The sequence below is a fragment of the Marinicrinis lubricantis genome (assembly GCF_042658665.1).
GTDB lineage: Bacteria > Bacillota > Bacilli > Paenibacillales > KCTC-33676 > Marinicrinis > Marinicrinis lubricantis.
In genome coordinates, this window is sequence record NZ_JBHSQV010000026.1 from 1 (window position 1) to 12,940 (window position 12,940).

The 12,940-nt window shown below is 49.4% G+C and carries 11 protein-coding genes and 1 pseudogene; 6 read left to right on the plus strand and 6 right to left on the minus strand.

Going from position 1 to position 12,940, the window contains the following annotated elements; translation table 11 throughout:
* From ACFPXP_RS03175 to ACFPXP_RS03185, 3 genes and pseudogenes are all read left to right on the plus strand, one after another.
* Positions 1–1,152, plus strand: a pseudogene (locus ACFPXP_RS03175) (group II intron reverse transcriptase/maturase); the annotation flags it as partial.
* A 278-nt stretch (positions 1,153–1,430) separates the two neighbouring features.
* Positions 1,431–4,439, plus strand: a complete 3,009-nt coding sequence (locus ACFPXP_RS03180; RefSeq protein WP_379892283.1) for an efflux RND transporter permease subunit — start codon at positions 1,431–1,433, stop codon at positions 4,437–4,439.
* A gap of 124 nt (positions 4,440–4,563) precedes the next feature.
* Positions 4,564–4,965 (plus strand): hypothetical protein, encoded by a 402-nt coding sequence (locus tag ACFPXP_RS03185; RefSeq protein WP_379892285.1) that lies wholly within the window; start codon positions 4,564–4,566, stop codon positions 4,963–4,965.
* 50 nt (positions 4,966–5,015) lie between these two features.
* On the opposite strand, the gene ACFPXP_RS03190 is transcribed toward ACFPXP_RS03185, so the two are convergent.
* Together ACFPXP_RS03190 and ACFPXP_RS03195 are read right to left on the minus strand one after the other, a co-directional pair.
* A complete protein-coding gene (locus tag ACFPXP_RS03190) occupies positions 5,016–5,165 on the minus strand; it encodes a hypothetical protein (RefSeq protein ID WP_379892287.1) in 150 nt (49 codons plus the stop codon).
* Between the two features lie 39 nt (positions 5,166–5,204).
* Complete coding sequence (locus ACFPXP_RS03195) at positions 5,205–6,416, minus strand: threonine synthase (protein WP_379892289.1); 1,212 nt, start codon at positions 6,414–6,416, stop codon at positions 5,205–5,207.
* Between the two features lie 172 nt (positions 6,417–6,588).
* On the opposite strand from ACFPXP_RS03195, the gene panD reads away from it, so the two are divergent.
* Together panD and ACFPXP_RS03205 are read left to right on the plus strand one after the other, a co-directional pair.
* Positions 6,589–6,990 (plus strand): aspartate 1-decarboxylase, encoded by a 402-nt coding sequence (gene panD / locus ACFPXP_RS03200; protein ID WP_379892291.1) that lies wholly within the window; start codon positions 6,589–6,591, stop codon positions 6,988–6,990.
* Positions 6,987–7,715: a YheC/YheD family protein gene (locus ACFPXP_RS03205; protein ID WP_379892293.1), complete on the plus strand. Its 729-nt coding sequence runs from the start codon at positions 6,987–6,989 to the stop codon at positions 7,713–7,715. The genes panD and ACFPXP_RS03205 overlap by 4 nt, the downstream gene beginning before the upstream one ends.
* Before the next feature lie 34 nt (positions 7,716–7,749).
* Here ACFPXP_RS03205 and ACFPXP_RS03210 read toward each other — a convergent pair whose 3' ends face one another.
* From ACFPXP_RS03210 to ACFPXP_RS03220, 3 genes are all read right to left on the minus strand, one after another.
* Positions 7,750–8,682 carry a D-alanyl-D-alanine carboxypeptidase family protein gene (locus tag ACFPXP_RS03210; RefSeq protein ID WP_379892295.1) on the minus strand — a complete coding sequence of 311 codons (933 nt, stop codon included), beginning with the start codon at positions 8,680–8,682 and terminating at the stop codon, positions 7,750–7,752.
* Positions 8,683–8,802: 120 nt separating this feature from the next.
* The gene (locus ACFPXP_RS03215) at positions 8,803–9,909 is read right to left on the minus strand and encodes a sensor histidine kinase (protein ID WP_379892297.1); all 1,107 of its coding nucleotides are present in this window, start codon (positions 9,907–9,909) and stop codon (positions 8,803–8,805) included.
* Positions 9,899–10,603 (minus strand): response regulator transcription factor, encoded by a 705-nt coding sequence (locus tag ACFPXP_RS03220; RefSeq protein ID WP_379892298.1) that lies wholly within the window; start codon positions 10,601–10,603, stop codon positions 9,899–9,901. Before ACFPXP_RS03220 ends, ACFPXP_RS03215 begins: the two co-directional genes overlap by 11 nt.
* Positions 10,604–10,934: 331 nt before the next feature.
* On the opposite strand from ACFPXP_RS03220, the gene ACFPXP_RS03225 reads away from it, so the two are divergent.
* On the plus strand, positions 10,935–11,591 hold the full coding sequence (locus ACFPXP_RS03225; protein ID WP_379892335.1) for an HAD family hydrolase: 657 nt from the start codon (positions 10,935–10,937) through the stop codon (positions 11,589–11,591).
* Positions 11,592–11,679: 88 nt separating this feature from the next.
* Here the strand turns inward: ACFPXP_RS03225 and ACFPXP_RS03230 are convergent, their stop codons facing one another.
* The gene (locus ACFPXP_RS03230; protein ID WP_379892300.1) at positions 11,680–12,672 is read right to left on the minus strand and encodes a DoxX family membrane protein; all 993 of its coding nucleotides are present in this window, start codon (positions 12,670–12,672) and stop codon (positions 11,680–11,682) included.
* Between the last annotated feature and the right edge of the window lie 268 nt (positions 12,673–12,940).

Below are 12,940 nucleotides of genomic sequence, written 5' to 3' on the forward strand. Positions count from 1 at the left end.
GCAGGATGAGTGTAGACAGCAGCCAACTTCATACGAAGGCTCACGGCAAAGAGCAGCGGTGAAGCCGCGAGGGTATGCCGGAGCGCCGAGCTCATCTTCGGTACAAACAGACCATTCATCTCGCGAAGGCCAGACCGACTTGTTGGAGCGGATGCTCGAAGGGAACAACCTTCGGCTCGCGGTAAAACGAGTGAAACAGAACGGAGGAGCACCCGGCGTTGACGGCGTGACGGTAGCCGAGCTACAAGCGCACCTATGGAAACGCTGGGACGAGGTGAGAAACCAACTCCTGACGGGAAGCTACGAACCGATGCCAGTCAGACGGGTGAAAATTCCCAAACCCGGAGGCGGTAAACGGCTTCTTGGCATCCCGACCGTAATGGATCGCTTCCTCCAGCAAGCCCTTCTGCAAGTGATGACACCATTGTTCGACCCTAACTTCTCGGGGAACAGCTTCGGCTTTCGACCGGGAAAACGCGCGCATGATGCAGTAAAGAAGGCGCAATCCTTCATCCAAGAAGGAAACCGCTGGGTGGTGGATATGGATTTGGAGAAGTTCTTCGACAAGGTAAACCACGACATCCTCATGTCCCGAGTAGCACGGAAAGTGACGGACAAGCGCGTCCTGAAACTGATCCGGGCTTACTTAAACTCGGGCGTGATGGAGAATGGAATCGTAAAACAGACAGACGAGGGAACGCCGCAAGGTGGACCTCTCAGCCCACTACTTGCGAACATCCTACTGGATGACCTGGACAAAGAACTAACCAAGCGTGGACACCGATNATTCGAGAATTGACATCACGAACGAAGCCCGTATCAATGGAAAAGCGAATCGAAGACCTCAATCGCTACCTGCGAGGGTGGCTCGGCTATTTCCGCATGGCATCGGCGAAGACGCACTGTGCAAACTTCGACAGTTGGATTCGCCGCCGACTTCGCATGTGCCTGTGGAAGCAATGGAAACGGGTTCGTACCCGTATCCGTGAACTTCGAGCACTCGGAGTCCCGGAATGGGCGGTGTTCATGATAGCTAACTCTCGAAGGGGTGCTTGGGAGATGTCCCGAAACATAAATAACGCCCTCAACACTTCCTATTGGGAAGTGCGAGGGCTGTTCAGCTTACTTCGTCGGTATGAAGAACTTTGTTAACCTTTAGGAACCGCCGTATGCGGACCCGCATGTACGGTGGTGTGAGAGGTCGGGGGCTAGCCGCCCCCTCCTACTCGATTTTCAATAACCATTTCTGTCTGCGTACAGAAAAAAGGCACTGAAGTCGGGGCTTGCCCTCAGACTCGAGTCTTGTTGAGTTCATGACGAAAGTCATGTCGGTTTTGTGACTCTTTCCACCTATCACTATGACTTTCACTGTTTATAATGTGGATAGTTAAAAACAGACGAAACGATTTCGGAAGGAGTTAGAAACTAAAATGACTTGGTTTACGAAATGGGCTTTTAAGAATAAAGCCGCGATTATTTTACTGATCTTTATGTCGATCGGTATCGGCATCATGAGCTATGCGAAAATGCCAATGGAACTGCTGCCGGAGGCAGACAATCCACAAATTACCATCACAGCGATTGGACCGGGTTACAATGCGAAGTCCATGGAGCAGCAGGTCACAAGCCCGCTGGAGGATTCCCTGCAATTCGTAAAGGGGAAGACCGAGATGCTTTCTACATCGGGGGATGGGTACTCTCAAATTAATTTGTTCTATGACTCCAAGATGGACTTGAAGGAAGCGAAGCAGGAAGCGCAAGAAGCCATTTCCGCTGTGCAGCTGCCTGAAGGTGTGATGAAGCCTTATGTGCTGCTGCTCAACACGAGCATGATTCCAGTTGCACAAATTACAGTTGCTTTCGATGACGGCTTAACAGATGAGAACATGAAGCTGGCTGAGACGACGATTGTGAATGAACTGAAGAAGATCAAAGGGGTTGCTGGTGTTTCCCTGTACGGCAAAACGTCACCTAACGTGATGATTGTACCGAATCAGGAAAAGCTTACTGAGCTTGGGATCCCGGCGCAAACCTTGTTTGGTGTGCTGCAGGGACAAAATATATCGGCATCTATCGGTGAACAGACGATTGACAACCTCTCGGGCAACATTCAAGTGACTTCGCAAGTGAACGATTTGGCGACGTTGGAAAATCTGCCGGTTGTTCCAGGAGTTCTGTTGAAGGATGTGGCTGCGGTACAGGTGGACAGCAGTCAAGAGAGCGTCAGCCGGATGAATGGTAAAGAGATATTGGCCTTAGATATCACGAAGGAATCCACCGCAAATCAGGTGGCTGTCGGCAAAGCGCTTGAAGAGCGAATTGCGGAATTAAATGAAGAAATCCCGAATGTGGACATTGATGTAATACTCAATTTGGCCGATACGATACAATCGTCTGTGCAGCATATGATGCAGGAAGTATTGCTTGGCGCATTGTTCGCGACCATCGTCATTTTGCTGTTCCTGAGAAACTTTAAAGCGACATTGATTACGATCGTATCGATTCCGCTTTCCTTGGGGATTACGCTTTACCTGCTGGACCTATCCGGCATTACGTTAAACATCATTACACTGGGCGGCGTGGCCGTTGCCGTTGGTCGATTGGTGGACGATAGTATTGTCGTCATCGAAAATATATTCCGCCGCATGCAAAAAGAGTCGTTCTCTATCCAGATGGTCATCGATGCGACCAAAGAAGTGGCGGGTGCGATTACGTCGTCGACGATTACGACCGTTGCAGTATTCCTGCCGATGGGTCTGCTCCGCGGTTCCCTGCAGGCGTTCCTGCTGCCGTTCGCACTGACGATCTCCTATTCCTTGCTGGCGTCGCTGCTGGTAGCGTTAACTGTTGTGCCAATCCTCAGCTTCTGGCTGCTGAAGAACAGTAAAATGAAGGAGCATGAAGGACCCAAACGTTTTAATGCGTTCTTGAAGTGGAACTTGAACCATAAATGGGTACCCATTGTGTTAGCCGTCGTCTTGTTCGTAGGCTCGATCGGCGCATATATCGCCATGCCGAAAGGGGCATTGGATGCATCGGATGCAAGCTATGTTACAGCTAATTTACAGTATCCAAGTGATACACCTGTAGAAACTGTACTAGAGAAGGGCGGACAGCTGGAACAGTTTCTCATGGAGCAGGAAGAAGCCGAATTCGTCATTATGAGTAACGGTAACAGTGCAGAAGCAGCTCAATGGGGATCGGTGACGTCGCCGACATTGGTCAGTTACACGATCGTCGTGAAGAAAGGGACAGATGCTGAGAATCTGATCGAACATATTGAAGCGCAAAAAAGCGAGTATGAAGGCGCGGATCTAAGCGTAGCGACGATGAGCCTGATGAGCGGTTCTTCCACCTCCATCTATGTAGACTTCTTGGGAGGAACCGAAGAAGAACGTGCAGCGGCAGCTCAAGCGGCCATGGAGAAAATTCAGGATGTAGAAGGTGTGCTGAAGGTTAGCAGCAATATGGAAGAGACGAAGCCGGTATTCTCATTTGAAGTGGATCCAGCCTTAGCTAACGCACAAGAGGTCGCGTCCCAGCTGCAGATGATGATGAACCCGATTCCAATCGGACAGATGACGTTGAACGATAATACATCGCAAGTGTATGTAGATGCGCTCATTCAACCGAAGACACAGCAGGATTTGAACCGTCTTCAGATTAGTACGGCGGAAGGTGTAAAGCCGATTTCGGAAGTCGCTGAGCTGGTCATGCGGGAAGAAGCGAGCAGCCTGTATCATCAATCCGGTAAAAACTATGTGCGTGTTACGGCACAGGTGGACCCAGAGAAAGTTTCCGTTGTCGGTGCGGATATTACGAAGGTAACGAATGATATCGAGCTGCCGGGAGACGTAGAAATGAAGGTAGGCGGTGCATCGGCAGATCAATCTCAGGATTTCATCGACCTATTCGTAACCATGCTGATTTCGATCGGTATCGTATATTTGATCATGGTCATTACCTTTAAGACATTGCGTGCGCCGATTGCGATACTCATCTCCCTGCCGCTTGCCTTCATCGGTGCGGTTGTGGGCTTGATCGTAACAGGTATTACGCCGGACTTTACGGCAGCCTTTGGTGCGCTCATGCTGATCGGTATCGTCGTCACCAACGCGATTGTCTTGATCGACAAAGTGAAGCAGAACGAGGAGCATATGACGATTCGCGATTCGATTGTCGAAGCTGCATCGGTAAGAATGAGACCGATCCTCATGACGGCCATCGCCACGATTTGCGCCATGATGCCTCTGCTCTTCTCGAAGACGGAGGAAGGAAGCATCGTATCTCAATCGCTGGCAACGGTAGTGATCGGCGGTCTTGCGTCGGCAACCGTATTGACACTCGTCATCGTTCCGGTATTCTACGAGATGCTGTACTTCCGGAAATCGAAGAAGCAGCGTAAAGCGGCCGCACAAGGCGCAGCATCCTCCATGTAAAATACGATCAAGAAGAAGTCCTCACCATCCGACAGTCGGGTGATGGGGACTTTTATTCATGCTTGCACCATCGTTTAGGCCGATGCATAGGATACAGGGATATGAAATGCATGGAGGTTAAAACATGAGCGATGTATTCATGAATCGTGAGGTTCGTACATTGATTCAGACGGATCCAGATGTTGTGCAGTCCATTCGAGATTTTAAAGCGAACGTGTATGATGCCTGCTGCAGTGCGCTGAACCAGAAGGTAAGAGTTGAAACGGTAGACGGCCAGCTCATTGAAGGCACCATCGTGCAGATTAGCGATACACACGTCTATTTGGAGCCGGATGCTACCTCAGAAGCTGCTCGCTATCCATTTGGCTATGGGTTTGGAGGATATGGCGGCTACCCGGGCTATGGTGGATATGGCGGCTTTGGTGGTTATGGAGGGTACGGCGGCTACGGAGGTTATGGTTACGGCTACAATCCGATCATTCCGCTGGCCTTGTACGACCTTCTCGCAGTATCGCTGTTTGTGTAATACTGTAATACGAAAGAGAGACTCCGCGGGCGGAGTCTCTTTCTTTCATCTTAAGGAGCGAAGTAAGTTAGACATACATGGATCAGCGGCAATGTGACAAGTGCCAAGAGTGAGGCAATGAATACGCCCACAGCTGCATAGCTGCTGTCCGAGCCGTATTTTCTCCGCATGACCATAAGCTGAAAAACAAACGGACGCATGAGCTTCACCTGCTCCGCATGATAAAGGAATAACGCTATTCATCCATCATATGCGGCGATAAAGTCATGATAATCTTGTACGATAGGGACTTCTGGGGGAGCAGCCCAATGGATATATTTATCTGCATGGGATGTGTTGAAGACAACGACTCGATCCGTATCTCGGATCCATCCGTTGTCCCTCAGACGAATACATCCCGCTAAAGCAGCCGCTCCTTCCGGTGAGGAAGAAATGCCGCAGCGTCCTAATCGTTTCTGCGAGACAGCGATCTCCTGCGCCGTTACGGTCACAGCTGTGCCGTTTGTTTGCCTCAAGATCGAAAGCAGTAAATCTCCGTCGGGAGGATGGGGAACCCGCATTCCCGTCGGACTGGAAGACGTATTAGCTGCAGGAATGAATCGTGAGTCGTTTTGATGAATCGATTGGACGATGGGATCGCAGCCGGACTCCTGTACACTGACGATCCGCGGCATCGGTCCACAGATCCAACCGAGCGCTATTAGTTCATTAAACGCTTTCCACATGCCGATAATACCGGATCCTCCTCCGGTCGGATAAACAATCACATCCGGCAGCTTCCATCCCAGCTGCTCCGCCAGCTCCAATCCCATCGTTTTCTTGCCTTCAATCCGTCCGGGTTCCTTTAAGGTGCCTACATTCACCCATCCATACCGCTGTTTTCCCTGTTCCAAAATGGCCCCCGCGTCATGGATCAATCCGCTTGTCAGAAAGGTCTTGGCCCCATACCGTACACATTCTTCCACGATGATTCCCGGGCAATCCTTGGGAACGATGACGACGACTTCTATTCCTGCGCGTGCCGCGTAAGCGGAGAGGGCCGAAGCGGCGTTTCCATTGGAGGGAACAGCTGCTTTTTTGAGCTGAAAATCATTCATGATCGAAACGGCTGCCGCAAATCCCCGTGCCTTAAAGCTGCCGGTCGGATTCTGTTCTTCTCTTTTGATCCAGAGCGCTGGAAGCTGAAGCTCTTTTTCTAACGTTGGCATTCGCAGGAGCGGCGTCCAGCCTTCACCGAGACTGACGATCGACGATTGATGCTGTATGGGCAACAGCTCCCTATACCTCCACATTGTGCTGCTGCGGAGAGAAAGCTGATTTTGAAACAGCGTTTGCGAAACGAGCTCTAAATCGTAGTCAACCAGCAGGGTTCCGCCGCAATCACATACCGCTTTATAGGAAAAAGGTTCAGATTTTCCGCATCTGGAGCAGATGAAACGAAAGCGTTCCATGGCACATCCTCCCTCTGCTCATTGGTTTCATCGTTAACATACACAGGACAAAATGAATTGGAGACGGCCATGAACTAAATTGAGCGAAATATGCTGATGACGAAGGCGAAACGACTAGGGTACACATATGATGTCAGTGGAATGGACACATATCGTGAAGGAGGAAGCTGTGTTGCAGCGTTTGATGTGCAAAGGCAAAATACATCGCGCCGTGGTGACGGAAGCGGAGCTGGATTACGTAGGGAGCATTACGATTGATTCGTTACTCATGGAGGCCGCGAACATTCATCCATATGAAATGGTGCAGATCACCAGTCTGCGCAACGCAACGAGATGGAAAACGTATGCGCTACAGGCACCAGCCGGATCAGGAAAGATCTGCTTGAATGGACCTCCTGCACATCTGTTTCAGCCGGGAGATGTGGTGATCATTTTAAGCATGGGACTGTTCGGAGAAGATGAAATCGCGGGCCTGAAGCCGCAGGTCGTCTTTGTCGATGAAAACAATCAGATAACGAGCATCGTAGAGCACTCGCTGATTCGAAATGGCGTGCAGGAGGGGAAGGATGAATGACGAAAAGTACGGGAAAATATACGAAATACTTGGCGATGATTGAAAATAAAGCATTAATTGCCCATGTGCCGGAGACGAGGAAATATTCGGAGGAGCAGCTTGCGAGGATGCTCCGCAGGCATAAGCATGTCATGGTCAAGCCGTCCGGCGGTTGGGGAGGGAAGGGCGTATTAAAGGTATCGGCGGAACCGCGGGGATATGAAGTGCAGAATGGCAAACAGAAGCATCGTTTCACATCGATCGGAGACACTTCAAAATATATTCGGAAGCAGGGGGGATCCTACCTAATCGTTCAGGAACGAATTCCGCTGGCACGCATAGGCGGCCGTCCTTACGATTTGCGGGTGATGGTTCAACGAACCGGCAGATCTCCGTGGAAGGTGACCGGTAAGTTGGTGAAGGTCGCCGGGAAGGGATATATGGTCACGAATGTAAGATTAAGCGGAGGACGCGTTACGACGTTCGAAAACGCCGTTCGCCAATCACTTAGGGCGGGTACTTCACCGGACGAAATTGGAAGAAGGATTGATCGGACCGCGTTGACAGCGGCGAAGCAGCTGCATCGCCATTATAAGTGGATTCGAACGATCGGTTTAGATATGGCGCTGGATCGTAACGGGAGAGAGTGGATTATCGAGGCGAATTTCCAGCCTATGCTGTCACTTTTTAATCGTTTAAAGGATAAAAAGATGTATCACCGTATTTTGTCTTATGTTCGAAAATGAGAGAAAGCGGCTCTCCTGAGAGAGGCCGCTTCCTTCAATGATCAGACATGGCGATCTGCCACGTTTCGTCAAAGCCGTAGGTTAATAAGTTGCGTGCATCCTGCCAAACGCCTTCGGTTGTGGAATGCAGAACAACTGCGATAAGAGAAGTGTCTCCGCGCTGAGCAGATGATACAAGGCAATACCCGGCTTCATCGGTGAAGCCAGTCTTGATTCCATTCGCTCCCTCAAAAAAATAGGGGCTGGCTGGGTCAAGCAAATGATTGCGGTTCGTGTAGGTCACGGCTTGGCTGCTCGTATTCGCTTCGTAGCGGCTGCTGCTGACGATGTCCAGCAGTAGCGGCTCATTCATGGCTTCTTTGGCGATAAGCGCCAAATCTCTAGCCGTCGTATAATGATCCGGATCGTGCAGCCCGTGCGGATTGACGAAGTGGGAATCGTTTGCGCCGAGCAGATGCGCCTTCTTGTTCATTAACTCAGCGAAGTAGGCGATGGCCTGTTCCGCAGACATCTCGCTGCTGCCGGATACTTTGCGGGAAATATGCACAGCCAGCGTGCGCGCCGCATCATTGCCGGAAGGGAGCATCATCGCGGCGATCATGTCCCGGAGCGGCATCTGCTGCCCCTCCCAAAGCCAGGCGGTGCTTTCCCCTTCGGTGCGGAGATGGACTTCATTTCCTACTGTGACGATTTCATCGGGATCCCCTTTGTCCAGCGCGACAAGAGCCGTTAATATTTTGGTCGTGCTGGCGGGATACACTTTTTCTTTATCATTTTTATAGAACAGTATGTTTCCCGTTTCGCGATCGATTAAGATGGCGGAGCTTGCAATCAGCTGCTGAGTGGCAAAAATTTTGTCACTGGATCTTGTGTTCAGCTTTTCCCACCAGGCGAGGCCGAATTTGTCCGATATCAGTGAAAGACTATAAAAAGCAATCAACAGAAGCATCACTTTACGCAATTTCATACAGGTCTCCTTCTTTAACGGTAAATGTCGTATGACATCTACAGTACAGGACACCTGTTAAGATTCATCTAAAAAAACCTTACAAATTTCTTAAGAAAATCACACCGACCGTACATTCTTTTAAGTAACATGGGGTGGTGCAAGAGGCAGCTTTACCTCAAAGCAGGTTTCTTGCACGCTGCTGCGGACCTCGATCGTACCGTCATGCAGCTCGATAATGCTTTTAGAGATAGCCAGGCCCAGGCCTGTCCCTCCGGTCGCTGTGGAGCGGGATTTCTCCACTCGATAAAACCGATCGAAGATATGCGGCAGATCTTGGATCGGAATCGGCGGTCCATAATTTGCAACCTGCACGATCGCTTGATTCGAGCTGCGGTAAGCGGTCAGCACGATTTTTTTGCCTTCCTTGCCGTAATTTATCCCGTTGGAAATTAAGTTTTCAAACACCCGCATCAGCTGATCACCGTCGCCGGATACAATTAAATGATCCTCATTAAAATTCAGCACCATCTCCATCTCTGACTGCTGCAGGGAGAACGAGTACTCCGCCGCAAGCTGACCGAGCAGCTCGACGAGGTTCAGTCGGTCCCGTCTTAGTTGCAGCTTGCCGTAACTCACACGGGTATATTCGAACAAATCGTTGACGAGACGTTCCAGCCGCTTCGACTTCTCGAATGCGATTTGTACATAGTGCCGCAGCTCGATTTCATCCCGGTATCCGTCCGAATGGATCAGCTCCAAATAACCGACGACGGAAGTAAGCGGCGTTCGCAGATCATGCGATACGTTCGTAATCAGTTCATTCTTCGCTTGTACGGCCCCTCGTTCTTCCTCCATGGAGGATTTCAGATGCCATGCCATGCCGTTGATGTGATCTGCGAGGCGGCCGAGCTCATCTTTTGTTTTAATCGGGATCCGGATGTCCAGACGGCCCTTGGACATCTCCTGCACCGCCGATGTAATTTGCATTAAATATTTGACATATCGGCTGCTCAGCACAATAACATAGAAACAAAACAGAAAAGCCCCCGTCACGAGCAGAACAGGAACCATTCCGAAGTTGTAATAGAGCGATTCGAGCAGGCTCTCCACAGGCGAAAAATGAAAGTATGTGGCTGCCATGGCGAGAGTCAGTAGAAATAAGGTCGTCAACATGCTCAGGACGAGACTGATGATAAACAGCAGCAGCATCTTCCCGCGCAGCCCTGAAAGCGGATTAAGATTCAATTTTATAACCTACTCCCCATACGGTTTGAATTAATTTATAGCCCAAGGCCTTCTCCAGCTTGTCCCGCAGCCGGCTGATATGCACCATCACCGTATTGTTGGAGGCATAATATTTCTCCTTCCATACAAGCTGGAACATTTCCTCCGCGCTGAATACTCTGCCGGGAGTCCGGGCGAGCAAAAACAAAATATCGAATTCGGTGGAAGTAAGCGTCAGTTCCTTGCCGTGGGCGGTCACTCTGTGGGACGTTTTATTGATCGTCAGGTCGCTGAGCTTGATCATCTCGTCATCTGTTGTCACCGCCGAAGGTTCTGGATTGAACTGAAACGAGCGCCTAAGCAGCGATTTGACACGAGCCAGCAGCTCAAGCGGATTGAACGGCTTGATCATGTAGTCATCCGCGCCGGTCATAAGGCCCAAGATTTTATCCATATCCTGCGTCTTGGCGCTGAGCATCAGGATGGGAATCGTATACTTTTCCCGTACATGGCGGCATACCTCCAGGCCGTCCATTTCGGGCATCATGATATCGAGAATCATCATATGTATGGGATCGTTGTTCATTTCCTCCATGTACTTGAGCGCTTCTCGGCCATTCATTGCGCCGGACACTTTGAACCCTTCATTTCGCAAGTAAATCGTAATCAGCTGCGCGATTTCGGCATCGTCATCCACGACTAATATATGCTTCAAATGGATACATCCTTTTCAATTCTTTTACAACATATTATAAAGCTTTACGAATATAAAAACATAATAGGCTTCTCTTCATTTTAACGAGCTTATCTTGTTAACGAGATAAGAAGGTGAAAAGTCTTTGTTCTTATTTCGCAAAGTATACAGCGGTCTATGAAAATAAGCCATGAAAGAAGGAAAAACTTCTTCATCCAAGAAGTGTATATCTAGGCCCATCTGCAGCAAGCATAAGCATCAGGATGGAGTTAAGAGGAACAGATGGATCGGTTCGTCGAAGAAATACAGAAAAACTTCTTATCAAGACAGAATACGAGAGAGGATGTTGGAATTGATAAAAGCGGTCGTATTTGATTTTGACGGACTGATAGTAGATACGGAGACTCTTTGGTTTGAAGCGTATCAGCACATCTTAAGCGAGAAGTTCAGGTGCAATGTGACGGTGGAGAGGTTTGCCGTTTGTATCGGCACTGATGATCATGCTTTCTTCGAAAGCGTGGAGAATGAATTAGGTACGAAGCTCGATTGGGATCCGATACGAAAAAAAGCTTCAGAATATATGAAAATGAAGCTGCAGCAGCCGGTATTAAGAGAAGGCGTTGCCGAATATTTGCAGGATGCACAGGATTTCGGCTTGCGCATCGCGCTGGCAACCAGCTCTACCCGCGCTTGGGTCGAGACGCTGCTTGAACAAACGGGGATCCGCGATTATTTCGAAGTGCTCAGGACGAGGGATGACGTTGCCAACGTCAAGCCGGATCCGGAGCTTTATGTTACGGCGGTGGAGCAGCTTGAAGTGGAACCGGATCAAGCGCTGGCCTTTGAGGATTCGCTGAACGGATTGAATGCTGCGGTAAGCGCTGGGCTGCATACGGTCGTTGTGCCGAACAGCGTGACATGCCATCTACCATTTGAGCATTATTCGCTCAGGCTTAGCAGCATGAAGGACATGCCGCTTCGCGAAGTGCTGGCGCAGCTGGTTGGATGAGTTTTCATAGAAATCGATGAAAAGGGCTTTTAAGGGGCGCGGTGATGAGTACGCCATTCCTTAAAAGCCCTTTTCGTTTGCGAATACATTAGGCCGCGAAGCGGTAGTAAATAAGCAGCATGGTTGCCAGCACGAACAAGAAGTTCAGTGTAACGAATACGACTTGATCCAGCTTCGTTTTATGCATTTTAATCGGAGGAAGATAGAAGCTGACGCCTTCTATAATGAAAAGGATCAAAATAATGTGCGGCAGAAAATGTCCGACGATTTCAGTATACCCGAACAGTAATGTCGTTGAGATAAAGATCAGTGTCAGTACCGCGGCCAAGAGCCGGTTCAGAATACCGACCACGAGCAAATAGCCTACGACGAACTCAATGAACGCGGCCATAATAATGAACAAGGAAGGCTCGAACCCAAACGTCGGCACGTTCCAGTTTTCAATAATGTTCAAGCTCATGCCAGGATAAACCCATTTCTCAATCGCAACCCAGCACAGCGAAAGACCGGTGCCTAAATAGATGAAGGGCATGCCGTAAGGGTGCAGCCTCGTTTTCTCCATCAGCAGGGCTACGCTGATCGCAACATAAAATCCGTAGTCCAGCATGTAGAAAGCACCCATATGATCGATGGCTAACGCGAAGATGACGAGAATACCGATAGCAGCGGCTTTATTGGCCAGATGGTACGGGATCAGCAGCAGCACGATAACTGCAATACCCAGCCAAGTCTGCAGCGTATTCGCTTCAATGTCCGGTGCGAGCACGCTGTGATTCAGTAAGCCGAGCGCGAACGAGGCGGCCGTTCCCCATTTTAATAATGTAAACGTATATTTACGGTACGAATCCAGCTTTCTTTCGATTCTTTGCAGCGGTGTCCACTTAGTCAGGACCGCATCCAATTGGGGCAGCAAACCAAGAATGAAGGCGACCAATAGACTTAATCCGAGAAAGGTCGGGGACAAGATGTGATCCAGGTTTTCTTTTATCGGTTCTGCCTCATTAAACCATTTGACATGGGCGAAGGCAGGTGTGGTGGTCAGAAAAAAGATGGCTAATATTGCGGTTGTTTTCTTCAGCATGTGTATCACCTCAGGGAACTTTGTGAATTTTGTAACAAGTTATATTCAGATTGTAACATACTTTTAACGTTTTGTTGTGAAAAAAATCACATTATTCATTTATTTTTTTGAATTTATGTCAAAATCGAGAACGGATCAATATCCTTCATAGAGATTTCCTGAGGCTGGATACGATGGGGATCACCTTGACATTCTGGTTTGCCCGGCGGCATGCTGTCTGAGTATAGATGAAATGGGGTATAATGAAGCCATACATCAAGGTGATGAT

Coding starts and splice junctions, on each gene's coding strand:
- ACFPXP_RS03180 (WP_379892283.1), top strand. CDS start 1,431: ATGACTTGGTTTACGAAATGGGCTTTTAAGAATAAAGCCGCGATTATT.
- ACFPXP_RS03185 (WP_379892285.1), top strand. CDS start 4,564: ATGAGCGATGTATTCATGAATCGTGAGGTTCGTACATTGATTCAGACG.
- ACFPXP_RS03190 (WP_379892287.1), bottom strand. CDS start 5,165: ATGCGTCCGTTTGTTTTTCAGCTTATGGTCATGCGGAGAAAATACGGC.
- ACFPXP_RS03195 (WP_379892289.1), bottom strand. CDS start 6,416: ATGGAACGCTTTCGTTTCATCTGCTCCAGATGCGGAAAATCTGAACCT.
- ACFPXP_RS03205 (WP_379892293.1), top strand. CDS start 6,987: ATGACGAAAAGTACGGGAAAATATACGAAATACTTGGCGATGATTGAA.
- ACFPXP_RS03210 (WP_379892295.1), bottom strand. CDS start 8,682: ATGAAATTGCGTAAAGTGATGCTTCTGTTGATTGCTTTTTATAGTCTT.
- ACFPXP_RS03230 (WP_379892300.1), bottom strand. CDS start 12,672: ATGCTGAAGAAAACAACCGCAATATTAGCCATCTTTTTTCTGACCACC.